The 25,429-nt window shown below is 73.2% G+C and carries 22 protein-coding genes and 1 tRNA gene; 9 read left to right on the top strand and 14 right to left on the bottom strand.

Annotated features, from left to right (window positions below):
- Nucleotides 1–46 precede the first annotated feature (46 nt).
- Entirely contained in the window at nt 47–352 is a 306-nt protein-coding gene (locus tag ABKW28_RS04830) for an antibiotic biosynthesis monooxygenase (RefSeq protein ID WP_193670246.1), read from the top strand.
- 13 nt (nt 353–365) lie between these two features.
- Here the strand turns inward: ABKW28_RS04830 and ABKW28_RS04835 are convergent, their stop codons facing one another.
- A complete protein-coding gene (locus ABKW28_RS04835) occupies nt 366–1,919 on the bottom strand; it encodes an AMP-binding protein (RefSeq protein ID WP_348606784.1) in 1,554 nt (517 codons plus the stop codon).
- Nucleotides 1,920–2,169: 250 nt separating this feature from the next.
- On the opposite strand from ABKW28_RS04835, the gene ABKW28_RS04840 reads away from it, so the two are divergent.
- The 3 genes from ABKW28_RS04840 to ABKW28_RS04850 all read left to right on the top strand — a co-directional run bounded on the left by ABKW28_RS04840 (nt 2,170) and on the right by ABKW28_RS04850 (nt 4,766).
- Complete coding sequence (locus tag ABKW28_RS04840) at nt 2,170–2,898, top strand: hypothetical protein (RefSeq protein ID WP_348606787.1); 729 nt, start codon at nt 2,170–2,172, stop codon at nt 2,896–2,898.
- 69 nt (nt 2,899–2,967) lie between these two features.
- Nucleotides 2,968–3,552, top strand: coding sequence for a copper chaperone PCu(A)C (locus ABKW28_RS04845; protein WP_348606790.1), 585 nt, complete (start codon nt 2,968–2,970; stop codon nt 3,550–3,552).
- Nucleotides 3,549–4,766 (top strand): Dyp-type peroxidase, encoded by a 1,218-nt coding sequence (locus tag ABKW28_RS04850; RefSeq protein WP_348606793.1) that lies wholly within the window; start codon nt 3,549–3,551, stop codon nt 4,764–4,766. Before ABKW28_RS04845 ends, ABKW28_RS04850 begins: the two co-directional genes overlap by 4 nt.
- Before the next feature lie 129 nt (nt 4,767–4,895).
- Here the strand turns inward: ABKW28_RS04850 and ABKW28_RS04855 are convergent, their stop codons facing one another.
- The 12 genes from ABKW28_RS04855 to ABKW28_RS04910 form a co-directional block, all read right to left on the bottom strand.
- Nucleotides 4,896–5,525, bottom strand: coding sequence for a TasA family protein (locus tag ABKW28_RS04855; protein ID WP_348606796.1), 630 nt, complete (start codon nt 5,523–5,525; stop codon nt 4,896–4,898).
- A gap of 276 nt (nt 5,526–5,801) precedes the next feature.
- A complete protein-coding gene (locus ABKW28_RS04860; protein WP_348606799.1) occupies nt 5,802–6,740 on the bottom strand; it encodes a lysophospholipid acyltransferase family protein in 939 nt (312 codons plus the stop codon).
- A 10-nt stretch (nt 6,741–6,750) separates the two neighbouring features.
- Nucleotides 6,751–8,334 (bottom strand): lactate racemase domain-containing protein, encoded by a 1,584-nt coding sequence (locus ABKW28_RS04865; RefSeq protein WP_204797320.1) that lies wholly within the window; start codon nt 8,332–8,334, stop codon nt 6,751–6,753.
- 43 nt (nt 8,335–8,377) lie between these two features.
- Nucleotides 8,378–9,580, bottom strand: coding sequence for a zinc-binding dehydrogenase (locus ABKW28_RS04870; protein ID WP_348606802.1), 1,203 nt, complete (start codon nt 9,578–9,580; stop codon nt 8,378–8,380).
- Nucleotides 9,577–11,916 (bottom strand): HAD-IB family hydrolase, encoded by a 2,340-nt coding sequence (locus tag ABKW28_RS04875; protein ID WP_348606805.1) that lies wholly within the window; start codon nt 11,914–11,916, stop codon nt 9,577–9,579. Before ABKW28_RS04875 ends, ABKW28_RS04870 begins: the two co-directional genes overlap by 4 nt.
- 77 nt (nt 11,917–11,993) lie before the next feature.
- Nucleotides 11,994–12,446: a hypothetical protein gene (locus tag ABKW28_RS04880; RefSeq protein ID WP_348606808.1), complete on the bottom strand. Its 453-nt coding sequence runs from the start codon at nt 12,444–12,446 to the stop codon at nt 11,994–11,996.
- On the bottom strand, nt 12,443–13,822 hold the full coding sequence (locus ABKW28_RS04885) for a DUF4331 domain-containing protein (protein WP_348606811.1): 1,380 nt from the start codon (nt 13,820–13,822) through the stop codon (nt 12,443–12,445). Before ABKW28_RS04885 ends, ABKW28_RS04880 begins: the two co-directional genes overlap by 4 nt.
- Nucleotide 13,823: 1 nt before the next feature.
- Nucleotides 13,824–14,078 carry a hypothetical protein gene (locus ABKW28_RS04890; RefSeq protein ID WP_193670236.1) on the bottom strand — a complete coding sequence of 85 codons (255 nt, stop codon included), beginning with the start codon at nt 14,076–14,078 and terminating at the stop codon, nt 13,824–13,826.
- A 115-nt stretch (nt 14,079–14,193) separates the two neighbouring features.
- A tRNA-Val gene (locus ABKW28_RS04895) sits at nt 14,194–14,268 on the bottom strand.
- Nucleotides 14,269–14,487: 219 nt separating this feature from the next.
- On the bottom strand, nt 14,488–14,973 hold the full coding sequence (locus tag ABKW28_RS04900; RefSeq protein ID WP_193670235.1) for a peroxiredoxin: 486 nt from the start codon (nt 14,971–14,973) through the stop codon (nt 14,488–14,490).
- The gene (locus ABKW28_RS04905) at nt 14,970–16,595 is read right to left on the bottom strand and encodes an AMP-binding protein (protein ID WP_348606814.1); all 1,626 of its coding nucleotides are present in this window, start codon (nt 16,593–16,595) and stop codon (nt 14,970–14,972) included. The genes ABKW28_RS04900 and ABKW28_RS04905 overlap by 4 nt, the downstream gene beginning before the upstream one ends.
- Nucleotides 16,596–16,672: 77 nt before the next feature.
- Nucleotides 16,673–17,113 (bottom strand): DUF3052 domain-containing protein, encoded by a 441-nt coding sequence (locus ABKW28_RS04910; RefSeq protein WP_193670233.1) that lies wholly within the window; start codon nt 17,111–17,113, stop codon nt 16,673–16,675.
- Between the two features lie 342 nt (nt 17,114–17,455).
- Between ABKW28_RS04910 and aceE the strand changes: the two genes are divergently transcribed.
- A complete protein-coding gene (gene aceE / locus ABKW28_RS04915) occupies nt 17,456–20,194 on the top strand; it encodes a pyruvate dehydrogenase (acetyl-transferring), homodimeric type (protein WP_348606827.1) in 2,739 nt (912 codons plus the stop codon).
- Between the two features lie 111 nt (nt 20,195–20,305).
- Here aceE and ABKW28_RS04920 read toward each other — a convergent pair whose 3' ends face one another.
- Entirely contained in the window at nt 20,306–21,271 is a 966-nt protein-coding gene (locus ABKW28_RS04920; RefSeq protein WP_348606817.1) for an alpha/beta fold hydrolase, read from the bottom strand.
- Between the two features lie 290 nt (nt 21,272–21,561).
- On the opposite strand from ABKW28_RS04920, the gene ABKW28_RS04925 reads away from it, so the two are divergent.
- The 4 genes from ABKW28_RS04925 (at nt 21,562) to ABKW28_RS04940 (ending at nt 25,391) form a co-directional block, all read left to right on the top strand.
- Nucleotides 21,562–22,755, top strand: coding sequence for a helix-turn-helix domain-containing protein (locus ABKW28_RS04925; RefSeq protein WP_307823111.1), 1,194 nt, complete (start codon nt 21,562–21,564; stop codon nt 22,753–22,755).
- Between the two features lie 136 nt (nt 22,756–22,891).
- Nucleotides 22,892–24,076, top strand: coding sequence for an acyltransferase domain-containing protein (locus tag ABKW28_RS04930; protein ID WP_348606820.1), 1,185 nt, complete (start codon nt 22,892–22,894; stop codon nt 24,074–24,076).
- A complete protein-coding gene (locus tag ABKW28_RS04935; RefSeq protein ID WP_348606824.1) occupies nt 24,076–25,095 on the top strand; it encodes a beta-ketoacyl-ACP synthase III in 1,020 nt (339 codons plus the stop codon). The genes ABKW28_RS04930 and ABKW28_RS04935 overlap by 1 nt, the downstream gene beginning before the upstream one ends.
- 50 nt (nt 25,096–25,145) lie before the next feature.
- Nucleotides 25,146–25,391 (top strand): acyl carrier protein, encoded by a 246-nt coding sequence (locus tag ABKW28_RS04940; protein WP_193670229.1) that lies wholly within the window; start codon nt 25,146–25,148, stop codon nt 25,389–25,391.
- Nucleotides 25,392–25,429: the final 38 nt, after the last annotated feature.

Below are 25,429 nucleotides of genomic sequence, written 5' to 3' on the forward strand. Positions count from 1 at the left end.
TATCGGCGCCGGTGCCGGCGCCGGGGCCGGCGCCTAGGGTGGCGTCATGCCCGTCGTGAAGATCAACGCCATCTCCGTCCCGCCCCAGGCCGGCCCCGAGCTCGAGAAGCGCTTCGCCGCGCGCGCCGGCGCCGTCGAGGGCTCCCCCGGGTTCCTGGGCTTCCAGCTGCTGCGCCCCACCGCCGGCGAGGAGCGATACTTCGTGGTCACGCACTGGGAGGACGAGGAGTCCTTCGCGGCGTGGCGCGACGGCGGCGCCCAGGCCGCGCACGCCGGCGAGCGGGCCAAGCCCGTCGCCAGCGGCGCCGACCTGCTGGAGTTCGAGGTCGTCATGGACGTCCGCCCCTCCTGAGCATCCCCGCGGGTCAGTTGACCTGGCGCTGCTGGCCCTCCCAGTAGGGCGCCCGCAGCTTGAACTTCTGCAGCTTGCCGGTGGCGGTGCGGGCCAGCTCGTCGCGGATCTCGACCGACGTCGGGGCCTTGTAGCCAGCGGCGCGCTCCTTGCACCAGGCGATCAGCTCGGCCTCGGTGGCCTCGGTGTCGGGCGCCAGCACGACCAGTGCCTTGATGGTCTCGCCCCACTTCTCGCTGGGCACGCCGATCACGGCGACCTCGGCGACCGCGGGGTGCGAGAAGAGCACGTCCTCGACCTCGATGGAGGAGACGTTCTCGCCGCCGGTGATGATCACGTCCTTCTTGCGGTCGCTAATGGTCAGGTAGCCGTCGTCGCCGATCACGCCACCGTCGCCGGTGTGGAACCACCCGCCGGCCAGGCAGCGCTCGCTCTCCTCGGGCTGCTCCCAGTAGCCCTCGAGGCAGACGTTGGAGCGGGCCAGCACCTCTCCCTGGTTCTCCGGCTCCTCCGAGGTCGCGAGGCGCACCCCGAGCGCCGGGGCGCCGGCGCGGGTCAGCCTCGCGGCCCGCTCCTCGGGCTCCAGGTCGTCCCACTCGGCGCGACCGCGGTTGATCGTCAGCAGCGGGGAGGTCTCGGTGAGGCCGTAGATCTGGATGAACTCCCAGCCCAGCTCCTCCTCCACCCGCACGACGGTCTTCGTCGGGGGCGGCGCGCCGGCCATGATGATGCGCACCCGGTCACGCCCGGGGATCGGGCCGTCCCACTCCTGGGCCGCCTCGAGCACGGCCGCCGCGACCGCCGGGGCCGCGCACATGACGGTGACCCCGTGCTCCTCGACGCGGCGCAGGATCTCGGCGCCGTCGATCTTGCGGATCACCACGTGCTTGGCGCCGGCCTGGGTGGCCACGAAGGGCCAGCCCCAGCCGTTGGCGTGGAACATCGGCAGGGTGTGCAGGTAGACGTCGCGGTCGCTGACCCCCGCGTGCATGCCGAAGGTCACCGCGTTGGTCCAGATGTTGCGGTGGGTGATCTGCACGCCCTTGGGCCGCGCCGTGGTGCCCGAGGTGTAGTTGATGGTCGCCGTGGCGTTCTCGTCGGGCTGCCACGGCTGCGGCACGCTGCCCTCGGGGGCGTAGATGAGGTCGTCGTCGCCGATCACGAAGCGGTGCTCGGCGGTGACGTCGCGCAGCTCCTCGTCGATCTCGGGGTCCACCACCAGCACCCGCGCGCCGGAGTGGTCGACGATGTACTGCACCTCCTCGGGGCGCAGCCGGAAGTTCACCGGCACCAGCACCCGCCCGTAGCCCGCGACCCCGAAGAACGAGGTGAGCAGCCGCGCGCTGTTGTGGCTGACGACCGCCACCCGCTCGCCGACCCCGATGCCGAGCTCGTCGAGCCGCGCCGCCTGGCGCGCCGCCAGCTGCGCCATCTCGCGGTAGGTCAGCCGGCCCTCGTCGCCCAGCGGCTCGGCGGGCTGATCCGGCTCGTCCACCACCCCGACCCGGTCGCCGTAGACCTGCACGGCGCGGTCGATGAAGTCCGAGACGCTGAACGGGACGATCATGGGGCTCCTCCAGTCAGTGGTGTGACGCCGCCCACTCTAGGCAGGCGCCGAGCAGCGCGGCGTACGCCGCCCTCGCCCGTACGCCGAGCGGTGCGGGCGCGGCGACGAACGGTCCGCGCCGACCTCGCCGGCTGTAGCCTGGGCCCACCCCGACCACCACCGCCAGCACCGCCAGCACCGCCAGCCCCGCCAGCCCCGGAGACCGACCATCACGCGCGAGCAGCAGCCCACCCGGCCCACGAGCCTGCTCGTGTGGCTGCGGGCAGCCGTGCTCGGGCCGGTGGTGCTGCTCTCGGGCGCGGTGTCCCACGTGGCCGCCGACGGCCTGCTGCCGTCGCCGGTGGTGATGGCCGTCGCGCTGGTGGCCTGCACCGCGCTGAGCGCGACCTTCCTGCGCTCGCGGGCCTCCGCGCTGCGGCTCGTGGCGCTCGTCGTCGGCGGGCAGGCCGCCACCCACCTGCTCCTCTCGGCCACGGCCGGCCACCAGGACGCCGCGTCGGCCGCGGCCCCCGCGACCGGGCCCGCGGCGGGCCCCGCCCTGCAGGCCGTCGCCGACGACGCAGGGCGCCGGGTCGGGTCGCTGTCCGACCACTTCGACGCGGCCTCGGCCGCCGGGGGGCGGGCCGGCGAGGCCGTGACCGCCGGACCGACCAGCCAGGTCCTGGGCCACCTGGTCGACCACACGCTCGCCCAGGGCCCGCTCATGCTCCTGGCCCACACCCTGGGCGCCGTCGCGCTCGGGCTGTGGCTGGCGGCCGGCGAGTCGGCCCTGTGGCACCTGCTCGTCCTGGCATCGGTGCGGGCACGGGTCGCCGTGACCCTGCAGGTCGCGCTGCTGCCGCTGCACGCCTCCGCCCTCGGCGGCCTCGACGCCGCCCGCCGGCTGCCCGTCCCGCCGCTGCTGCTCCTGCCGCTGGAGCGCACCCTGCCCCACCGTCTCGTCACCCGTCGCGGTCCTCCCTTCCTCCTCGCCGCCTGACCCGCACCGCCCGCCGGCGGTGCTTCCCCGCGCGCTCGCGCGCGCCCCCGTCGTACGAGGAGAACCCCGATGACCCGCACCACCCACTCCACCCCTGCCCGCGGCCGCGCCCGCCGGCTCGTCCCCGCGGCCGCCCTGGCCCTCGCCCTCGGCGCCGGACTGGCGGCCTGCGGCGACGAGGAGCCCACCGGCTCAGCGGACGCCGCCTCCGAGACCGCAGACCAGGCAGGCTCCGTCACGATCGGCGACCCCTGGGTGCGCGCCACCGTGGGCGCCGAGGACACCTCCATGTCGGCCGCGTTCATGACCATCGACAACGACGGCGACGAGGACGTCACGCTGGTCGGCGCCAGCACCGAGGTGGCCGGCATGGTCGAGATCCACGAGATGTCGATGGTCGACGGCGCGATGGCGATGCAGGCGGTGTCCGACGGCCTGGTCGTCGAGGCCGGCCGCGGCAAGGTCCTCCAGCCCGGCGGCTACCACGTCATGCTGATGGACCTGCAGGGCGAGCTCGCAGCCGGCGACGAGGTCGAGCTGACGCTGGAGTTCTCCGACGGCAGCGCGCAGAGCCTGACCGCGCCCGTCAAGGAGTTCACCGAGGAGGAGGGGCACTACCACGAGCCCGGCACCGGCGAGCACGAGCACCAGTGAGCCCGGCCCCACGCGTCAGCCGTCGGCGGCTCCTGGGGTACGTCGGCAGCATCGGCGTGGGCGCCGCGGCCGGCGCGGGAGCGGTCCTGGCCACCGGCGCCGAGGACGCGGCCCCCGCGTCCACGGTGCCGGCACCGGCCGCCCCCGGCCGCACCATCGAGCCCTGGGGAGCCCACCAGCCCGGGGTCGCCGCGCCGCAGGCGGCGGTGAGCGAGCTGGTCGCCCTCGACCTGCTGCCGGGTGTCGACCGCGACGCCCTGGGCAGGTTGATGCGCCTGTGGACCGGGGACGTCGAGGCCCTCGCCGCGGGTCGCGGTGCCCCGAGCGACCCGGCCCCCTGGTTGTCCCAGCCGGCCTCCGACCTGACGATCACGGTCGGGGTCGGCCCCGGGGCCTGCCGCCCGGGCCTCTTCGGCGCCGGTCCCCCGGGCTTCGGCGACGTGCCGCCGATGCGTCACGACCGGTTGCAGCAGCGCTGGAGCGGCGGCGACCTGGTGGTGCTGGTCGCCGGCCGCGACGGCACCACCGTCGCCCACGCCGTACGCCGCCTGGTCGCCGACGCGGCGCCCTTCGCGCGGGCACGGTGGCGCCAGGTGGGCTCGTGGAACCCGACCGATCCGTCCGGCCGCCCGCAGACCGGGCGCAACCTCTTCGGCCAGGTCGACGGCTCCGGCAACCCGCAGCCCGGCACCCCGCTCTTCGACGCCACGGTGTGGGTGGACGAGGGGCGCTGGGCCGGGGGCAGCAGCCTCGTGGTGCGCCGCATCCGGATGGACCTCGACACCTGGGACGAGCTGACCCGCGACGAGCAGGAGCGCTCGGTCGGGCGCGCCCTGGCCGACGGCGCACCGCTGACCGGCGGCCCCGAGCTCGCCGACCTCGACCTCGCGGCCCGGTCGCAGGGCAGGCTGGTGGTGCCGGCCGACGCCCACGCCCGGCGGGCGCACCCCAGCCTCAACGGGGGCCGCCGGATGTTCCGCAAGGGCGCCAACTACACCCGCGAGGTCGAGACCGAGCAGGGCGTCGAGGTCGAGAGCGGGCTGGTGTTCCTGGCCTTCCAGGCCGACCTGGCCGACCAGTTCGTGCCGGTGCAGCAGGCGCTCGACGAGTCCGACCAGCTCAACGAGTGGACGACGGCCATCGGCTCGGCCAGCTTCGCGGTGCTGCCGGGCTTCGAGCGGGGCTCCTGGCTGGGCGAGCAGCTCCTCGCCTGACCCGCGAGCCGGCGCCAGTTCACGCCGTACGCCGGCTCGAAGCAGGCGAAGCACCAGGTGCCGTGTGGCCGCCGCTCCCTCCGCGGCGGCCACACGTGTCTCCGGCGCGAGGGCCGGAGTGACCGTGGGTCAGCGGGCCTCGGCGGCGCGCTGGGTGGCGTCGAAGACGAACTTCACGCTGTCGCTCTTGAGCTGGAAGTCGTTGCCCGCGCTCTGGGGCAGGGCCAGGGTGATCCGCAGGTTCGAGACCTTCGACTCGGCGTTGAGGGTCTTGGTCACCGCCGCCAGGTCACGGTTCGCCGCGATCACCGGCACCGAGGACAGGATCGAGGTCACCTCACCGGCACAGCTCATCTTCTTCGACTCCGCCGCCTCGACCCACGCCGTGGCGCACTGGTCGATGGACAGCCGCAGCCCGTCCTTGACATCGCTGGTCAGGACCGAGGGCACCACGGCCGCCGACGTCGTGGTCAACGCCACCGACCCGAACCCCTCGGTAGCACCAGCACGGCTCAGCTGCACCGCACGCTCCACGCTGTCACCGGGCACCAGGTTCACCGCAGCCACGTCCAGACCCTGCGTGCCCTGCCCGGCCAGCTCGATCTTCGTCTCCCCCGCCGCCACCGCCTCGGTGGCCTGGGTCGAGGAGGTGAACGAACCGAACGTGCCCAGACCCGCCACCGCCGTCGCACCAGCAACCAGCGCCACCGACGCAACGACACGAGTGACGGACTTACGAGAAGCGGTGTTCGAGGCCATGAGGGGAGTCCTTGTCTAGAAGCCGGCGAGTGCCGGTCCGGGGCGATGAACAGAACTCTGCAGCCCCCACCTCAAGCCACCACCAGGTAAAGACCCCCCGTTCCCACAAGCAACCCGCAAGACCACAAGACCAGCCCGCGACCCGGCCGGTTCGAACCAGCCGACTCGCGGCGTACCCCGCCGTACACCAGGAACTCCCGCCGGCTCGGCGAGGAACTCGTGCCGGCTCGGCAGGAACTCACGCCAGCTCGCGAGGAACTCGTGCCGGCTCGCGGGTCAGCGCTGCCAGACCCGCCGACGGGGACCGGTGGGCGGGTCCGCGGCCGGCGACTCGGTCTGGGCCCACACCCGCCGCCAGGTCGCCACGTCGGGGCCACCGGGGTCGGGGGTCGAGCCCGTGACGCGCCGGCGCTGGGCCTCCCACCAGGTGCTGCTGTCCTCGTCGAGCAGCGCCGCGACGGCCTCGCGCACCCGTGGGGCGTAGTCGCGCACCGACTCGCCGCCACGTGCCCGCAGCGGCTCGCCGAACCGCACCGTCAGCTGCCGCCGCCCGCCGGCGTCACGCCCGGGCCACCCGGCCCCGCGCGGCATCGCGGCGAAGGTCCCGCGGTGGGCCACCGGCACGATCGGCACGTCGTGGGTGTGCGACAGGTAGGCCGCGCCCATCCGGAAGGTGTGCATCCAGCCGTCGCCCGAGCGGGTGCCCTCGGGGAAGATCACCAGGCTCCAGCCGTCGGCCAGCACCTCCCCCGGCGTCGCCGACATGGAGCCCCCGCGACGGTCGATGGGGAAGGTGTTGAACAGCAGCGACGAGCCCACCGCCCGCCACCAGGTGTCGAAGAAGTAGTCGGCCGCGGCGGCCACGGCCGTGCGCCGGCGCCACTCGTCGGGCAGCGAGAGCAGCAGCAGCGGGGTGTCGAGGTGGGAGGCGTGGTTGGCCACGAAGATGACCGGCCCCTCGACCCGGTCGAGCACGTCGAGGCCCTCGACCCGGGTGCGCACCTGGGAGCGGAAGACCGGCTCGAGGCCCACCTTCTGGGCCACCTCGCGCGCGGCGAGGGCCGGGCGACGCCGTGCCCAGTCGGAGCCGAAGACCTGCGTGCGCACCGGCTCGACGTACGGCTCGGCCGAGCGCGGCACCTGCGAGCGCCGTCCCCACCGCCAGCCGCGGGCGGTGCGGCGCACGTCGTCGACGCCCTCGCGCAGGAACCCCATCGGTGCCCCCTCAGACCCGCACGTCCGCCAGCAGGTGCGGCGGGTTGTGCAGGTAGGTGATGGAGGGGCTGGTGCCGACGGTGCCGGAGGCCATCTCGAGGGCGTCGGCCAGGGTCGAGGCCGCCCGGAAGCCGAGCCGGGCCGCCGCCCGCCGGTCGCCGCCGACCCAGATGACGTCGCCGACGTGGTCCATCGCGTGCGCCGCCCAGTACCACATGTAGAAGGGGTGCACCCCGTGGTAGGCGTGCGAGGTGCGGTAGAGGTGGCGGTACCACGGGTCCTCGGCGAACTGCCGCTCGTACTTCTCGCCGATCACCGCCGGGTCGGTGGTCTCGGCCAGCACCTCCTCGTAGAAGTCGACGTACGACGGGTGGTGCAGCTGGTTGAAGCCCTCGTCGAGCGGGTGGTAGAGGATCACGGCGCCACCGCGGCGCACCACCGGGTGCCCACGGTAGGAGTTGAAGTAGTAGCCCAGCCCCATGCAGGTGGCCAGCACCGGGTTCATCGAGCTGTTGACGTTGTAGGGGCCCAGGTAGGGCACGCCCATCACCAGCACGTCGGAGGTGCCCTGCACCTCGACCAGCTGCTGGCGGTGCACCCGGGCGAGGGTCTGCTCGTGCACGGCCTCGACCTCGCCGGCGGCGATGCCGGTCAGCCCGTAGGGCGCGCGCAGGTCGTGGAAGATCTTGTGCCGCAGCTTCTGCGGCGCCAGCGCGAGCCCGCGCCGGGCCGCGAGCATCGAGGCCTGGTCGCGCACCGACCACTCCCACTCGCGCTTCATCAGGAACTCGTAGGGGCGCGGGAAGACGTCGTTGTTGAGCGTGGTCTCGACCTGGAAGACCGGCACGGTGTCCTTGATGACCCGCCCGATCCGCCACGCCGACTGGTGCATCGCCGACTTCTGGTGGTCCATGAAGGAGCGCGAGTGCACCATCGTGTGCGCATTGTGGTGGTGGCGCAGGCTCTTGTACGACGCCAGCCCGATGCCGACCGACTTGTGCCCGCCGTCCATGGCGACCAGGTTCACGTTGACGTAGACCAGCAGGTCGGACTCGGCGGCCCGCTTGCTGATCTCGATGTCCTCGCCGCGCTCGGTGGTGCCGAGGTGGCTCAGGGCGTCGCGGTCCTCGGCGTCGAAGTTGTAGAGCTTGCCCTGGGGGTGGAAGGAGCGGAAGACCCGCTCCCCGACGATGTGCTCGAGCTCGGCGGTGGTCATCCGACGGTGCAGCGCGTTGGCGGCGATGATCTCGACGTCGTCGACCCCGGCCTCGGCGGCCATCGTGAGCACCTGCTCGATGATGCGCTGGCGGATGTCGGGGCGGCGCATGCTGGGCAGCGGCAGCGAGACGTCGTCGAAGGCGATGGTCAGCCGCATCCCGGCGAAGAGCCGCTCGGGCAGCGGGTCGCTGTCGACCGGGTGCAGCAGGGCGTCGCGCACGGCGCCCTCGACGTCGGCGATGCCCGGCAGCGACTCGGGCGGGTAGATCACCCGGGTGCCGAGGGGGAAGTCCTCGAGGCGGAAGCCGAGGCCCTCGTGGACCACCAGCGGCGGGGTGCGGTCGTCGACCTCGAGCACGAAGCCTGGTCGGGTCACTGGGTGCTCCTCGCCCTGGTCGTGGTGGTCGTCCTGCCTGTGCTCACTGCGTTCTCCTGGGGTCGAAGGCCACCTTCACGGTGCCGAGGCGTCCGGTGGAGTGGGCGTGGTCGAGGGCCTCGCGCCAGCGGTGCAGCGGGTAGGCCGCCACTCCGTCGGCGACGCTCGCGATCGCGTCGTGCCCGGCCAGCTCGAGAGCGGTCTCGAAGGCGCTGCGCCCGCCCGGCTCGACGCGGGCCGAGGCGTAGCTGCCGACCACCTCGAGCTCGCGGAACCAGGCGGCCGACAGGTCGGCGGGGCGCGGCATCCCCGACAGCATGACCCTGCCGCCGGCCCGGGTCGCCTGCAGCGAGGTCTCCAGTGACGCCTTGCTGCCGACGGCGTCGAGGGCCACGTCGACACCGCCGAGCAGGTACGCCGACGACAGCTCGGGGTGCAGCTGGAAGGCGCCGGTGGCGCGGCGTACCCGTCGCAGCACCTCGTGCGGGGCCACCACCTCGCTGGCGCCGAGAGCCAGGGCCAGCTCGCGCTGGTGCGCGTGCTTGGCCACGACCAGGATCTCGGCGGCCGGGGTCAGCTCGCGCAGCGCCAGCGTCACGAACAGGCCCACGGCGCCCGCGCCGCTGACCAGCACCCGGTCGCCGGCCGCGACCCCGGCGCGCAGCGCGGTGTGCACCGCGCAGGCCAGTGGCTCGGCGAGCAGGGCCTGCGCGTCGGTGAGCGACTCGGGCACCGGGTGCAGCTGGCTGCGGTGCGCGCTCAGCTGCTGTCCCCAGCCGCCTCCGGTGTCGTGGCAGAACCCGGTCTGCAGGCCCGGCGAGACGTCGCCGACGGTGATCCGCGAGCAGCGGTTGGTCGCGCCCGCGGCGCAGCCCTCGCAGGGCTCGACCCCGCGTGCGGCGCAGGCCAGCACGGGGTCGACCACGACGCGGGTGCCGGCGGGCAGGTCCTCGCAGTCCTCGACCAGCTCGGCGACCACCTCGTGGCCCGGCACGAAGGGCAGCGAGACCAGGGCGGAGAAGTAGAGGCTGGTGCCGCCCGACAGCATCGACAGGTCGGAGCCGCAGATGCCGGAGAGCCGGGTGCGCAGCCGCGCCCAGCCGGGGTGGCGCACGACCGGGGCCTCGAGGGTGGCCAGCCGCAGCGGCGCGGCCACACCGGAGAGCAGCCCGGGCATCCGCGTGCCGACCGCCCGCCCGACCACGGTGCGCGGCAGCGAACGGAACATCTCCAGCGCGAGCATCATCGGCGGGCTCCTGCCGGGTTGAGACCGCGGCTCGCCGAGGGCGGGCTGGCCCAGTCGACGATCGTCCAGTGGTGCCGGCGCGCGTGGCGGTAGAGCGAGACGTCGGGACGCACCGCCACCGGGTGCCCGGCGGCCGCGAGCAGCGGGAGGTCGGAGTGCGAGTCGGCGTAGGCGTAGGAGCGGCCCAGGTCGACGCCGTTGCGGGCGGCCCAGTCGCGCATGAAGGCGGCCCGCGACTCCCCCACCAGCGGCGAGCCGGCCAGGTGCCCGGTGCAGGTGCCCGCCCCGTCGACGGCCAGCTCGGCGGCCTCGACGTGGTCGAAGAGCGGCGCCAGCGGGCGGGTCAACGGGCGCACGGCCCCGGTGATCAGCACCGTGCGGTGCCCGGCGCGCCGGTGCTCGCGCACCCGTCGTACGGCGGCCGGGGCCAGGCGCGAGAGGACGTGGTCGCTGAGCAGCTCGTCGACCACGGCGTCGAGGTCCTCGAGCCGGGCGCCGGCGTACTCGCGGTAGACCGCGCGCAGGAAGGCGCTGCGCTCGCGGCGCTCGGCGCGCACCAGCGAGGGCACCCGGCCGGCGACCCGCGCCAGCTCGGCGAAGCGGCCCGCCCCGTCGAGCTCCTGCAGCCGCATCCACAGGTAGGTCTCGATGACGTTGGAGGACAGCAGCGTGCCGTCCATGTCGAAGAACGCTGCCACCTCGCTCGGGCCGGCGTCCTGCGCCCCCGCCCGGCCGGTCACCTCGGGCAGGCGCGCGCCGCCCGCGCTGCGCCCGGCCGAGCCCTGGCGGCGGGCCCGCAGCTCGTCGAGGCGGCGCACCGGCGCCGTCACGGCCGGGCAGTGGATCTCGCGCAGGTAGACCGGCCAGTCGATGGCGGCGGTGTCGAAGGCGAAGGTGCGCTGGTCGTCGGGCGAGAGCCGTTCGCGCAGCGCCGTGGTCGCGTCGTCGGAGAAGCGCAGCTCCGCCTGCGCGTACTCCTGGTAGAGCGTCAGGTAGCGGCGCAGGAACTCCAGGCGCCGCCCCCGCCGGTCGAGCTCACGGGCCACCTGGCGGGTGCGGTCGCTGCGCGGGGCGTGCCCGACGACGTAGTCGGCGACCTTGAAGGCCCGCTCGCTGGTCGTCAGCAGCCGGTCGACCGAGGCCGCGCCGGGGAAGCGCCAGTCGGGCAGCCGGGCCGCGCCGCGGGCGCCGACCTGGAAGGGGTGCTCGTCGAAGTAGGCGCGCACGTGGGAGTAGAGCTCGCCGAAGGTCAGCGGGTTGCGATCGCCCGAGCACACGTGCAGGTACGCCGCCTCGCCGGGCTCGGGCGGGTGCGCCAGGGCCGCGACGATCGCCGAGGCCACGTGGTCGACCGGCACGATGTCGACGATCGTGTCGGCGGCGGCGGGGAACTCCGGCAGCTCGCCGCGCCCGTAGGCAAGGATCAGCGGCTCCGCCATCTTGAACCCCTCGATCCAGCCGGCGTGCGGGCGCTCGAGGGCAGACTCGATGATGCTCGGGCGCAGCACCGTGACCCGGTGACCGGCCCGTGCGTGCGCCTCCACCACCCGCTCGCCGAGCGCCTTGGTGAAGGTGTAGCAGTCGGTCCAGCCCAGGCTGCGCGCCCGCTCGGTGCCGACCTTCACCAGCTCGGCGGAGACCCAGTCGCGGCGCGCCTGCTCGGTCGCCGTCGCCGCCGTCAGCAGGCCGGCGCGCGAGTGCGCCTTCTCGGCCCTGCGCCGCGCGGCCTCGAGCACCTCGGCGCTGCGGCTGCGGTGCTCGGTGTCGCGGCGCTGGGCCAGGCCCCACGCCAGCTCGGCCTCCAGGTCGACGTCGTGCTCGACCGGCGCCTCCGGCACGTGGCCGCGGCGTCTCCCGGCGACGTACGCCGTCGAGACGTGCAGGTAGTGCACGTCGCGGCCGGCCTCTCGTCCCGCCTCGACCACCCGCGCGAGCAGGTCGCGGGTGCCCACGACGTTGGTGGTGAAGGCCTCGTCGACCGGTGGGTCGAAGCTGACGTCGCCGGCGCAGTGGACCACCGCGTCGAGGTCGGCGGGCAGCGCCGGCACGTCGGCCAGGTCCCCCTCGACCACGCCCAGCCGCGACTCGAGCAGGGCCTCGACGCCGCCGGCGTGGGCCACCGCCTGCTCGAAGACCGGTTTCTCCAGGAGCTTGGCGATCCGCGCCGCGCCGCCGGTCGAGCCCTTGGGCCGGACCAGGAGGCTGACGCGCACGTCGGGCACCTCGTGCAGCAGCAGGTGCAGCAGCGCCTCGCCGACGAACCCGGTGACCCCGGTGAGCAGCAGGTGCCGGCCCGCGAGCCTGCCGGCCACCGACCCGGACGGTGCCTGCGTCATGCGTCCTCCTCGCCGCGGGCTGCACGACCCGCACGCGCAGCACCGTACAGACGTACGGCGCTGCGCGGGAGGGGGGCTCAGGACGGCCAGGTGGCCCAGGTGACCTCTCCGCCCCGCACCACGACGTCGAGGACGACGTCGTCGGTGCCGGGCGCGTAGAGCAGGTAGCCGCCCTCGTGCAGGTCGGGGAAGACCACCGAGGGCGCGATGCCCGCCGGGGTACGGCGCGGCACCACCGCGACGTGCCGCCGGTGCCCGTGGTGGTGCCCGTGGTCGTGCCCGTGGTCGTGCGAGTGCTCGTGCGGGTGCTCGTGGCGGTCGCGACCGTCCACGGGGTCGATCTCGACCTCGTGGCCGACCAGTGCCGCGGGCATGTCGACGACGAGGGCCCCCACGTCGCCCCCGATGTCGAGCAGCACCGAGCCCTCGCCGGCCCACGGGTTCTCGTCGAGGTTCGCCTGATGACTCAGCAGGCTCGTCTCGTCAGGACCCGCGGTGCCGCTCCCCGGGACGGTCGCGACCCCGGTCACGACGCCTGCGTCGTGCCGGGCTCGGTCTGGTATCCGCCACCGGGCAGACCGAGGTAGGGGAACTCGCCCAACAGCGGCGAGTTGGTGTACTCCGAGCCGTCCTCCACCGCGGCGGCGGCGTCGTCGGGCGTGTAGGACGGGTCCACCAGCGGGATGGTCAGCCCGGCGATGGCCCGCAGCTCGATCGTGGTGACGTTGTCCTCGAGCCGGCGTCCGTTGGGGAAGCCGGCCGGGTCGCCGCCGACCAGGCCCAGCGGGTTCGGGTCGTTGCTCGGCGGGATCGCCACGTTGAGGCGCAGCATGTCGGAGGGCACCGGGCCGGTGTAGTTCTGGAAGCCCGGCACGACCCCCTCGGGGATGCCCGTGAGCAGGATCGCGTGCAGGTCGGCGCGGCGCTTGTCGTAGGCCTCCAGGTTCGGGAAGACCCCCGGGTAGAGCACCGGCAGCAGCCCCCCGAGCTCGGGCTTGTAGACGAACTTCTGGTACTTGCTGTCGCCCGAGGGCTCACGGCTGTTCCAGAGGTCCTTCTCGGCCATCGGCACCACGACCTCGTTGAAGAGCGGGTTGCCCAGGCGCGAGACCTGGCGCCACTTGCCGAAGTCGCGGTAGCTGCCGGTCTTCTTGTTGAAGACCCGCGAGGTGCGGCGGCTGGCGGTGGCCCACACGCCGATGGTCGAGGTGGCCGACATCGGGTCCGAGGGCGTGGAGCCGTCCCGGGTGAGCTCGTCGATCGGCACCTCGATGGCGATGGTGTGCACGTTGTAGGACTGCACCGAGTTGATGCCGTCCATCGCGCCCATCGGGATCAGGTGCGCCTCGTTGAAGGGGCGCAGCGCGCCCAGGTCGAAGATGGAGCCCAGGTCGACCCAGAACGCGTCGGCCCGCTGGCCCGCGAAGACCTTGCGCCCGCGCGGCAGCTGGTGCACCGCCTGGTCGGCGAGGGCCGCGTAGTCGGGGGTGGAGCGCTTGCCGACGTTGACCGGCGGGCAGGGCAGGTTGCTGCCCAGCGTCGTGGTGTCGTTGCCCTTGACCCTCTTGACCGAGTAGCTCTGCGGTCGGTTCCAGGTCTCGTCGTCGATGTCGTTGATCGGACCGGTGTTGTAGAGGAAGGTCCGGTCGTTGCGCACCGTGGTCTTGAACTTGAACTGGTAGCTGACGTCGGCCTGGGCCGTGCCCTTGTTGGAGACGTGGATCTCGTAGAGCACGTCGTCGCCGAACTCGAAGAAGTTCGGGCCCGAGTCGGGCTTCTGCAGCGGGATGAAGTTGGCGATCAGGACGACGTTGCCGGGGTTGGCGGGGCTGCGGAACGCGTAGACGTCCGTGCTGTCGGCCACGGGGTCCTTGGAGATCTCCGGTGCTTCGCGGTGGGACGACATCTCACTTGCCTCCCATCGCGGCGAGCAGGCGGGTCACGAGGTCGCGGTCGCGCACGACCACCTCGTCCTCGCCGATCATCAGCGTCACCCGGTCGGAGCGGTGGTCCTCGACGTAGGCGACGAGCGGCTCCTGGGCGCTGATCCGGTTCGGGCGGGAGGCCGCCGAGGCCGCTCCCCCACCGATGAGTGCTGCTGCTCCGACCGCGGCGCCGGCACCTGCCACCGCGATCACGTTCCGTCTGCTGGTCTCGCTCATCCGAGTTGCCTCCACGGGTCTGCGACCGCCTCTGGTGAGGCGGGTCACAGGTGCTTCGGCACCGTCACCCTCCCGGATGGGACCTCTCGGCGAATACTTTCGCCGGCTGTCGCGGTGGTGGGCGCAGAGGGGATCGAACCCCCGACCACCTCGTTGTAAGCGAGGTGCTCTACCGCTGAGCTATACGCCCCGGAGCCCGCACGGAGCGCACCGCGGGCGGGCCACAGACTAGACGCTCACGCACGCGGGTCGGAAATGAGTCGAACCGCTGGCGTCTCGGGTCACCAGCGGTTCGACACCACCTAGGTTACGTGCCGCCCCCGACGAGCGTCACGACTCTCGAGGATTCCGCGCGGATTTTGCCCAGGATGGTCCAGACCGCGCCCGCGGGCCGACCCCCGGCCGGCGCTCAGGCCAGGGCCGTGAGCTGGCGCAGGTGCTCGTCGAGGTCGCGACCGTCCGGGTTCGCGTTGTGCACCGCCCAGCGCACCAGGCCCTGCTTGTCCACCACGTACGACGAGCGGCGTGGCGCCCCGACTGCCTCGTCGAAGACGTCGTAGGCCCGCGAGACCTGCCCGTGCGGCCAGAAGTCGGAGAGCAGCGGGAAGTTCAGCCCGTCGGCGTCGGCGAAGGCGCGCAGCGCGAACATCGGGTCACAGGAGATGGCGAGGACCTCGGTGTCGAAGGTCATGAACTCGGCCAACCGGTCGCGGACCCCGGCCATCTCGCTGGTGCACACCCCCGAGAAGGCGTAGGGGTAGAAGAGGATCGCCACCGCCTTCACCCCGCGGTACGACGACAGGGTGACGTCCTGGCCGAACTGGTCGCGCAGCGTGAAGTCGGGCGCCGGGCCACCCAGGGTCAGGCCGCGCTCCTCGGTGTGGTGCTGGCTCACGCGTCCTCGCTCCGCAGCTCTCGCTTGAGCACCTTGCCGGTGGCGTTGCGCGGCAGCTCGTCGAGGAAGACCACCTCGCGGGGCACCTTGTAGCGCGCCAGGTGCTGCTTGACCCAGCCCTGCACGGCCTCCTGGTCGAGCCCGGCGCCGTCGCGGAGCACCACGAAGGCACGCAGCCGCTGGCCGAAGTCGTCGTCGTCGACACCGACCGCCGCCACCTCGGCGACGTCGTCGTGGCGGGCGATGCAGTCCTCGACCTCCTGGGGGAAGACGTTCTCGCCGCCCGAGACGATCATGTCGTCGTCGCGTCCCTCGACGTAGAGCCGTCCGTCGTCGCCGATCCGGCCGACGTCGCCGGTGGCCATCAGCCCGTCGACGACCTCCTTCGAGCCGCCACCGGTGTAGCCCTCGAAGAGCAGCGTGTTGCCGACGAAGATCCGCCCGGCCTGTCCCGTGGCCACCTCCTCGCCGGTCTCGTCGAGCACCTTGAGCACCGTGGCGTACGGCGCCCGGCCGGCCGTCGAGGGCGCCTCGCACAGGTCGGCGGGCCCGGCGACGGCGGCGTAGGCGACCTCGGTGGAGCCGTAGGTGGAGTAGAGGTTGTCGCCGAAGCGGTCCATCCAGGTCAGCGCCAGGTCGCCGGGCAGCGCCGAGCCCGACGACGCGACCACCTCGACCCGGGACAGGTCGTGGGCGTCGAGGACCTCAGCGGGCAGCGCGAGGATGCGCTGCAGCATCACCGGGATCACCGCCACGCTCTCGCAGCGCTCCTCGGCGATCGTGCGCAGCGCCTCCTCCGGCTCGAAGCGGCGCCGCAGCACCAGCGTGGTGCCCAGGAGCATGGCCAGGGCCATGTGGGCGAAGCCCCACGTGTGGAAGAGCGGCGCGGCCACGTGGCAGCGCCAGCCGTGGCGCAGCGGCATCGCCGAGAGCAGCGCCACGGCGGCATCGATGCCGGCCTCGCTGCGCGGCGCCCCCTTGGGGGTGCCGGTGGTGCCGGAGGTGAGGATCACCGTGCGTCCGTGGCGGGCCGGCGGCTCGAGGTCGCCGTCGTCGTGGACCGCGACGAGCCGTTCGACGGTGTCGGCACCCTCGGGCAGCTCGCGCTCGTCGTCGACCCAGGCCACGACGCGCAGCGGCACGTCGGCCTCGGCCAGCAGGTCGTGGAACTCCTGGTCGTGCACCACCGCGGCGGGGCGGTCCCGGCCCAGCACCTCGACCAGCTGGGGGCCGGCGAAGGCGGTGTTGAGGTAGAGGGCGTCGGCGCCGAGCTTGGCCGCGGCGCAGGTCACGTCGAGGAAGAAGCGGTGGTTGCGGCACATCACCGCGACGGCGTCGCCCTCGCCGATGCCGCGCTCGCGCAGGGCCCGGGCCAGCGCGTTCGAGCGGGCGTGCAGCTGGGCCCAGGTGAGCTCGCCGAGCTCGTCGACGACACCGACCTCGCCCGGGGCCCGCACGGCCAGGGAGGCGAAGCCGCCGGCGGGACCGGTGCCCCAGTCCTTGAGCACCTTGGCCAGCCTCGCCAGGACCACCGGGGAGTAGGGGCGCAGCACCCCGGCGCGCGTCAGCACGCGGAGACTGGTGCCGACCGTTCCGGCGCTGGTGAGCAGCGTGGAGATCATGACGTCCGATCTGCCGTGGCCGCCCCGCAGCCCGCGACGGGAGGGGGCAGGTGTGGCCGGGTCTGGCCGGGCCTGGGTCAGGCCGGGGTCTTGGGGGTGACCAGGCGCGTGGCGGCCCAGTCCTTGCTGACGGTGGCGGTGGTGGTCTGTGCGAGGCCGGCCACGGGAGCGGCCTCGGCGACGTCGGCGGGGTCGACCGACCCGGGGCGCCCGATGCGCGGGGTGAGCAGCCAGATGGCGCCGCCGCCGACCAGGTCGGTCAGCGCGTCGACCAGCGAGTCGACCAGGTCACCGTCGTCGTCGCGGTACCAGAGCACGACGGCGTCGACGACGTTGCCGTAGTCACCGTCGACCATGTCGGCGTCGATGGCGTCCTCGATGGCCACCCGCAGGGTGTCGTCGGTGTCGTTGTCCCACCCGAGCTCCTGGACCACCATTCCCTTGCCGAGGCCGAGGCGCTCGGCCGGGCCTGAAGGGGTGCCTGTCTGGGTGGACCCGCCACCCGCGGTCGAGCTCACTGAGACCTCCACGTCGTCACACCCGCGGCACTGCGCCGCAGGGTAGTGCGGACAGTCCAGCGGAGTTGGGCGGACGACGCAACCTCCCGCGCGGGTGGCGAGACGCCGGCGCGTGCCTCGGCGTACCCGCCTCGAGGTCGTTCGGGACCCCTCTCAGGACGCCTGCGACCGGATACAGGACATACCGGCCGGTAGATTTCGGTTCGTCGACCTGCGTGCCACGATGGACGAGTGACCGACGACTCATCTCCTGCAGCAGGCACCGCCGCCGACGCCACCGAGCCCACCGGCTCCCAGGGCGTCGAGAGCACGCCCACCCCGCGTGGCAGCGCGAAGACCTCGGTGATCCACGAGGGCCTGCCCACCCAGCTGCCAGACATCGACCCCGACGAGACGCGCGACTGGATCGAGTCCTTCGACTCGATGCTCGCCGAGCGGGGCCGCGACCGCGCCCGCTACGTGATGCTGCGCCTGCTCGAGCGCGCCCGCGAGACCCAGGTCGGGGTCCCGGCGCTGCGCAGCACCGACTACATCAACACCATCCCGCCCGAGCGCGAGCCGTGGTTCCCCGGTGACGAGGACGTCGAGCGCCGCATCCGCGCCTTCATCCGGTGGAACGCCGCGGTGATGGTCTCCAGCGCCAACCGCAAGGGCCTCGAGGTGGGCGGTCACATCGCCACCTACCAGTCCTCCGCCAGCCTCTACGAGGTCGGCTTCAACCACTTCTTCCAGGGCAAGGACGCCCCCGGCGGCGGCGACCAGATCTACATCCAGGGCCACGGCTCCCCCGGCGTCTACGCCCGCGCCTTCCTCGAGGGCCGTCTCGAGGAGCAGCAACTCTACCGCTTCCGCCAGGAGGTCCAGCACGGCACCGGCGCCGGGCTGCCCTCCTACCCGCACCCGCGCCTGATGCCGGACTTCTGGGAGTTCCCCACGGTCTCGATGGGCCTGACCGGCATCAACTCCATCTACCAGGCGCGCTTCAACCGCTACCTGCACAACCGCGGCATCAAGGACACCGACCAGCAGCACGTGTGGGCCTTCCTCGGCGACGGCGAGATGGCCGAGCCCGAGTCGCTGGGTGCCATCGGGGTCGCGGCCCGCGAGGAGCTCGACAACCTGACCTGGGTCATCAACTGCAACCTGCAGCAGCTCGACGGCCCGGTGCGCGGCAACGGCAAGATCATCCAGGAGCTCGAGTCGACCTTCCGCGGTGCCGGCTGGAACGTCATCAAGGTGGTCTGGGGCCGCGAGTGGGACGACCTGCTGGCCCGCGACGTCGACGGCGTCCTGGTCAACAAGATGAACACCACCCCCGACGGCGCCTTCCAGACCTACTCCGTCGAGGACGGCGCCTACATCCGCGACAGCTTCTTCGGTGGCGACCCGCGCCTGCGCAAGATGGTCGAGCACATGAACGACCGGCAGATCCAGAAGCTGCCGCGCGGCGGCCACGACTACCGCAAGGTCTACGCCGCCTTCGACGCCGCCAAGAAGCACGTCGGGCAGCCGACGGTGATCCTGGCCAAGACCGTCAAGGGCTGGACGATCGACGCCCTCGAGGGCAAGAACGCCACCCACCAGATGAAGAAGCTGACGCAGGACGACGTCAAGAAGTTCCGCGACCGCCTCTACCTCCCGATCTCCGACCGCGACCTCGAGCGCTCGTACGACGAGACCGGTGCGGCGCCGTTCTTCCACCCCGGCGCCGACGCACCCGAGATCGAGTACATGATGGAGCGCCGCCAGGCCCTCGGTGGGGCCGTCCCCCGCCGGGTCAACCGGGCCAAGGCGCTGAAGCTGCCCGGCGACAAGGTGTACTCCGAGCTCAAGCAGGGCTCGGGCAAGAACTCCATCGCCACCACGATGGCCGTCGTGCGCCTGCTGCGCGACTGGATGAAGGACCCCGAGATCGGCCAGCGCCTGGTGCCGATCGCCCCCGACGAGTACCGCACCTTCGGCATGGACGCGATGTTCCCCTCGGCCAAGGTCTACAACCCGCAGGGCCAGCTCTACGAGTCCGTCGACCGCAAGCTGCTGCTCTCCTACAAGGAGTCCCAGCAGGGCCAGATGCTCCACGAGGGCATCTCCGAGGCCGGCGCGATGGCCTCGGCCACCGCCGCGGGATCGGCGTACACCACGCACGGCGAGCACATGATCCCGTTCTACATCTTCTACTCGATGTTCGGCTTCCAGCGCACCGGCGACTCGATCTGGGCGATGGCCGACCAGCTGGCCCGCGGCTTCCTCATCGGCGCGACCGCCGGTCGCACCACGCTGACCGGCGAGGGCCTGCAGCACGCCGACGGCCACTCCCCGCTGCTGGCCGCCACCAACCCGGCGGTCGTGCACTACGACCCGGCCTTCGCCTACGAGATCGGGCACATCATGCGCTCCGGCCTCGAGCGGATGTACGGCACCAGCGAGGAGCACCCCGACGGCGAGAACGTGATCTTCTACATCACGGTCTACAACGAGCCGGTGCACCAGCCCAAGGAGCCCGACGACGTCGACGTCGAGGGCATCCTCAAGGGCGTGCACAAGGTCTCCACGGCCGACGGCGAGGGCCCCCGGGTCCAGCTGCTGACCTCGGGCGTGGGCTTCCCGTGGGTCGAGAAGGCACGCCAGCTGCTCGCCGAGGAGTGGGGCGTGCAGGCCGACACCTGGTCGGTGACGTCGTGGAACGAGCTGGCCCGCGACGCCGTCGCCTCGGAGGAGCACAACCTGCTCCACCCCACGGACGAGCCCCGCACCCCCTTCGTCACCACCGCCCTGTCCGGCCACGACGGCCCGTTCGTCGCGGTCAGCGACTACATGACCGCGGTGCCGATGCAGATCGCGCGCTGGGTCCCCGGCGACTACTGCGTGCTGGGTGCCGACGGGTTCGGCTTCGCCGACACCCGTCCCGCGGCGCGGCGCTTCTTCCACATCGACGCCGAGTCGGTCGTGGTCCGCTCGCTGCAGGCGCTCGCCGACGCCGGCGAGATCGACCCGAGCCTGGTGGAGAAGGCGTTCTCGAAGTACCGCATCGACGACCCGACCGCCGTGAGCGGGGTCAAGCAGGAGGGCGGCGACGCCTGAGCCGGTGCCCGTGGCACACGGGTGAAGCGACGACGACGGCCCCGGGGCAACCGCTCCGGGGCCGTCGTCGCGCTCGCTCGGGGCGCGACCGGTCGGCGTACGCCGCCGGGGTCAGGCGCCCGGTTCGGCGGCCGTCAGCGGCACGACCTGGGCCACGGCGCCCGCCGGGCTGGCGGGACCGTTCTTGAGCAGGCGGCGCCAGCGGGCGCGCGAGTAGGTCGCGGGGCTGGTCGTGCGCACGAAGTCGTGCACGACCTCGACGAACCGCTCGGGGTGGTCCTTGTGCGGGAAGTGCCCGCTGCGCGAGATCACCTCGATGCGCGCCTTGGGCGCCAGCGCCGCGGCGTTGCGGGCGTGCCGCACCGGGATGACGTGGTCGTCGCGGCCCCACACCACGCACATCGGCATCGCCTCGGTCAGGTAGGCCCGGTCGGCCATCGTGACGATCTGGCCCTTCCAGTCCACGACCGCGCGCACCACGTGGCGGATCGCCGCACGGGCGCGGGGGTCCTTGAAGGAGTCGTAGATGTCGGCGACCTCGGCGAGGTCCCGGGTGGCCGCGGTGGGCAGCGCGGCCAGGCCGCGCAGGCCCGCCGCCCCCACGTGGCGCACGCCCGGCAGCGTCAGCAGGCCCATCGCGTGGTGGAAGCCGGGCGTGGTGATCGCGCGGATGGCCGGCGTCACCTCCGGGCCCAGCCCGCCCGAGGCGACCAGGATCATCCGCTCGGTGCGCTCGGGGAACTGGTAGGCGAACTGCATCGCGACCCCGCCGCCGAAGCTGTGGCCCACCACCGTGACCTTGTCGATGCCCAGCACGGTCAGCAGGTCGCGCACGCCGTTGGCGTAGCCGCCCACGCTGTAGTCGGCACGCGGCTTGTCGGACAGCCCGTGCCCGAGCAGGTCGGGCGCGATGACCGTGTAGTGCTCGGCCAGCCGGTCGATCACCGGCGACCAGGTCGTGTGGTCGCAGCCCAGGCCGTGCAGGAGCAGCAGCACCGGCCCCTCGCCCACCTTCACGAAGGCGCGCTGGTGACCGTGGACGGTGAGGTGCTGGACGTGGTGACGGCTGGGGGGCACCGGTGTCCTCCTGTCGGGGCGACCGCGGCCGACTCCCCGCGTGGGGGTCGTGAGCACCACGGTGTCGGGACACCCTGTCGCACAAATCCCTTGCACGTAAGGGTTCTCACCCGTTCGCGGCCAAAACTTGACCCTCCGTGCACGGTCGGCGCCGCCCGGAGCTGACGCGTGTGCATGAGTCCCCGGTCAGCCGGGGACTCATGCACTTGTCAGGGGTTGCAACACCTGACAAGCGACGGAGTCCCCGGCCGGCCGGGGATTCCTGCAGCCGGTCGCACTAGCCTGCAGGGGTGGTCGACCATCCCCCGGCGTCGCGCAGCCGCGCCGCCCAGACGCTGCTGCGCTCCACGGGGGCGCTGAGCACGGCCGCGACGGGGCGGATGGAGACCGCGCTGCCGTGGTTCCGCGACCTGGAGGCCGAGCACCGCTCCTGGGTGGGGCTGATCGTGCAGGCGGGCGTGCGCCACTTCGTCAGCTGGTACGCCGAGGACGGCGACAGCGCCCCGTCGGGCGAGGGGGCGCTGGCCTCCTCGGTCTTCGGCGCCGCACCACGCGCCCTGGCCGGGGTGATCAGCCTGCAGCAGACGGTCGACCTGGTGCGGCTGTCCATCGACGTGATCGAGGCCAACGTCGACTCCCTGCTGCAGCCGGAGGACGCGCTCGAGGTGCACGCGGCGGTGCTGCGCTACGCGCGCGAGGTCGCCTTCGCCACCGCCGAGGTCTACGCGCGCGCCGCCGAGTCCCGCGGTGCCTGGGACGCCCGGCTGGAGGCCCTGGTGGTCGACGCCGTGCTGCGCGCCGAGGCCGACGAGACCATCGCCTCGCGGGCCAGCGCCCTCGGGTGGCGGGGCCAGGGCCAGGTCGCGGTGGTGCTCGGCAACGCGCCGGCTCGCCGGGCCGAGACCGACCTCTTCGAGGAGGCCCGGCGCGCCGCCCAGGCCGCGGGCATGGACGCGCTCGGGGCGGTGCAGGGCGATCGCCTGGTCCTGCTGCTGGGCGGCGTCACCGAGCCGCGCGCCGCCGCCGCCCGCGTCGTGGACGTCTTCGGCGATGGCCCGGTCGTCGTGGGACCGGTCGCCGACAACCTCGACACCGCCCACCTCTCGGCGCGAGCGGCGGTCTCGGCGCACCGGGTCGCGGTCGGCTGGCCGGGCGCCCCCCGCCCCGTCCGCGCCGACGAGCTGCTGCCCGAGCGGGCACTCGGGGGCGACGGGCACGCGCGGCGCCACCTCGTCGACGAGGTGTACGTGCCGCTGCTGCGCTCGCGCGGAACCCTGACCGCCACGCTGACGGCCTACTTCGAGTCCGGCACCTCGATCGAGGCGACCGCGCGCACCCTCTTCGTGCACGCCAACACCGTGCGCTACCGGTTGCGCCAGGTCGCCGACCTCGTCGGGCTCGACCCGACCGAGGCACGAGAGGCCTTCACCCTCCAGATCGCGCTCGTCCTGGGCCGGCAGTCCGGTCGATCCGCCGACGACTGAGCCCGACACCCCCGCCCGTACGCCGGCGAAGTGAGCGCCCCCCGCGGGTTCTTGTAGGAAACTCACAACGAAACCGCCCTCATTATCGTCAGTGGCGCTCGTGAGTCGTAGGACCTGCTGCGGCACAGTAGGAGTCGTGCTTGTCATCGTCGCTCCCGGACAGGGAGCCCAGACCCCCGGTTTCCTCACCCCCTGGCTCGAGGACACCGACTTCGCGCGCCGCTTCGAGTGGCTCTCCACCGTGGCCGGTCTCGACCTCGTGCACTACGGCACCGAGGCCGACGCCGACGCGATCCGGGCCACCGAGGTGGCGCAGCCGCTGCTGGTCGCCACCGGGCTGATCGCCGCCCTCGAGCTGTTCCCCCACCCCAGCGACGCCTTCGAGCGCATCGGCGCCGTCGCCGGCCACAGCGTCGGCGAGATCGGCGCCGCCGCGGGCGCCCGGGTGATCACCGCCGAGCAGGCCATGGTGCTGGTGCGCGAGCGCGGGCTCGCCATGGCGCGCGCGGCGGCCCGGACCCCCACCGGCATGACCGCGGTCCTGGGCGGCGACCGCGACGAGGTGCTGGAGTCCCTGGCCACCCACGGGCTGACCCCCGCCAACGACAACGGGCCCGGCCAGGTGGTGGCCGCCGGCACGCTCGAGCAGCTGGCCGCGCTCAAGGACGCTCCCCCGGCCAAGGCACGCCTGGTGCCGCTGTCGGTGGCCGGCGCCTTCCACACCCACCACATGGCTCCGGCGGTCGAGCACCTGGGGGCGCTGGCGCGCTCGGTCTCCACCCACGACCCGCGCACCCGCGTGATCTCCAACCGCGACGGCCAGGTCGTGCACGACGGCCGCGAGGTGCTGCGCCGGATGGTGGGGCAGATCGCCCACCCGGTGCGCTGGGACCTGTGCCTGGAGACGATGGAGGACCTCGGCGTCACCGGCATCCTCGAGATGCCCCCGGCCGGCACCCTGACCGGCATCGCCAAGCGCGCCCTCAAGGGGGTCGAGACCTTCGCCCTCAAGACCCCCGACCAGCTCGACGACGCCCGCGCCTTCGTCGACAAGCACGGCGAGTCGGCCGGGCTCGAGATCACCCCGACCTGGCGGGTCGTGGTCTCCCCCACCAAGGGCACCTTCCACCTCGACGAGGCCGCCGCCGCCAGCGCCGTGCTGAGCGCCGGTACGCCCATCGGCGACGTCGCCAGCTCGCGCGACCGGATCACCATCACCGCCGCCCACGGCGGCCAGGTCGTCGAGTGGCTCGTCGAGGACGGCGACCCGGTCTCCCCCGGCCAGCCGCTGCTGCGTCTGCACCCCGAGGGCGTCGCCTGATGGCCGGCACGACGCCACGGCCCGCCCTGCGGCCCTCCGCCGGCGCCCCGCACGCGCGCCTCCTCGGCCTCGGGGCCTACCGGCCCTCGCGGGTGGTCCCGAACTCCGAGGTCGTCCTGGGCATCGACTCCACCGACGAGTGGATCCGCCAGCGCTCCGGCATCGAGGAGCGGCGCTGGGCCACCGACGACGAGACCCTGCGGATGATGTCGGTGGCCGCTGCCCGCCGGGCGCTGGAGGACTCCGGGGTCGACGCCCGCCAGATCGACTGCGTCGTGGTCGCCACGGTCAGCCACTTCATGCAGACCCCCGCCCTGGCCACCCTCGTGGCGCACGACCTCGGCACCGACCAGGCGGCGGCCTTCGACGTCTCGGCGGCCTGCGCCGGCTTCTGCCACGGCGTCGCGCTGGCCTCCGACATGGTCCGGGGCGGCAGCGCCCGCCACGTGCTCGTCATCGGCGCCGAGCGGCTCTCCGAGCAGACCGACCCCAGCGACCGCGGCACCGCCTTCATCTTCGCCGCCGGCGCCGGCGCCGTCGTCGTGGGTCCGGGCGACGAGCCGGGCATCGGCCCCGTCGTCTGGGGCTCCGACGGCGAGCAGTACGACCTGATCCGCTCGCGCGAGGACTGGCGCGACGTGCTGACCTCCGATTCGCCGCGCATGCCGCACCTGGTGATGCAGGGCAACGCGGTCTTCCGCTGGGCCTCCTTCCAGATGGCCAAGACCGGCCTCCAGGCGCTGGACCGGGCCGGCATCGGGGTCGACGACCTCGACTGCTTCGTGCCGCACCAGGCCAACAACCGCATCACCGACGCCATGGCCCGGGCGATGAAGCTGCCCGACAGCGTGGCCATCGCCCGCGACATCGTCCACCAGGGCAACACCTCGGCCGCCTCCATCCCGCTCGCGCTGGAGCGGATGCGCGAGGAGGGCCAGGCCCGCTCGGGCGACACCGCCCTGCTCATCGCCTTCGGCGCCGGCCTGGCGTACGCCGCCCAGGTCGTCGTCCTGCCCTGATCCCGCACCGTCCAGCACCACCCAACAAGAAACAAGGAGACAGCCTGCACATGGCCACCACCGAAGAGATCCGCACCGACCTCGCCGAGATCGTCAACGAGGTCGCCGGCGTCGAGACCGACGACGTCCAGCTCGACAAGTCCTTCGTCGACGACCTCGACGTCGACTCCCTGTCCATGGTCGAGGTCGTCGTGGCCGCCGAGGAGAAGTTCGGCGTCTCGATCCCCGACGACGAGGTCAAGAACCTCAAGACCGTGGGCGACGCCGTCGCCTACATCGAGCGCGCCCAGGCCTGAGCCGGCTGGGGGGGGGGGGGGGGGGGGGGGGGGGGGGG

The organism is Nocardioides sp. 31GB23, from assembly GCF_040012395.1.
GTDB lineage: Bacteria > Actinomycetota > Actinomycetes > Propionibacteriales > Nocardioidaceae > Nocardioides > Nocardioides salarius.

Bases quoted from the DNA above. Each gene is read 5' to 3' on its own strand.
- ABKW28_RS04935 (WP_348606824.1), top strand. From the start codon at position 24,076: ATGGCCGGCACGACGCCACGGCCCGCCCTGCGGCCCTCCGCCGGCGCC.
- ABKW28_RS04890 (WP_193670236.1), bottom strand. From the start codon at position 14,078: ATGAGCGAGACCAGCAGACGGAACGTGATCGCGGTGGCAGGTGCCGGC.
- ABKW28_RS04870 (WP_348606802.1), bottom strand. From the start codon at position 9,580: ATGATGCTCGCGCTGGAGATGTTCCGTTCGCTGCCGCGCACCGTGGTC.
- ABKW28_RS04845 (WP_348606790.1), top strand. From the start codon at position 2,968: ATGACCCGCACCACCCACTCCACCCCTGCCCGCGGCCGCGCCCGCCGG.
- ABKW28_RS04835 (WP_348606784.1), bottom strand. From the start codon at position 1,919: ATGATCGTCCCGTTCAGCGTCTCGGACTTCATCGACCGCGCCGTGCAG.
- ABKW28_RS04875 (WP_348606805.1), bottom strand. From the start codon at position 11,916: ATGACGCAGGCACCGTCCGGGTCGGTGGCCGGCAGGCTCGCGGGCCGG.
- ABKW28_RS04905 (WP_348606814.1), bottom strand. From the start codon at position 16,595: ATGATCTCCACGCTGCTCACCAGCGCCGGAACGGTCGGCACCAGTCTC.
- ABKW28_RS04860 (WP_348606799.1), bottom strand. From the start codon at position 6,740: ATGGGGTTCCTGCGCGAGGGCGTCGACGACGTGCGCCGCACCGCCCGC.
- ABKW28_RS04885 (WP_348606811.1), bottom strand. From the start codon at position 13,822: ATGTCGTCCCACCGCGAAGCACCGGAGATCTCCAAGGACCCCGTGGCC.
- ABKW28_RS04830 (WP_193670246.1), top strand. From the start codon at position 47: ATGCCCGTCGTGAAGATCAACGCCATCTCCGTCCCGCCCCAGGCCGGC.
- ABKW28_RS04855 (WP_348606796.1), bottom strand. From the start codon at position 5,525: ATGGCCTCGAACACCGCTTCTCGTAAGTCCGTCACTCGTGTCGTTGCG.
- ABKW28_RS04940 (WP_193670229.1), top strand. From the start codon at position 25,146: ATGGCCACCACCGAAGAGATCCGCACCGACCTCGCCGAGATCGTCAAC.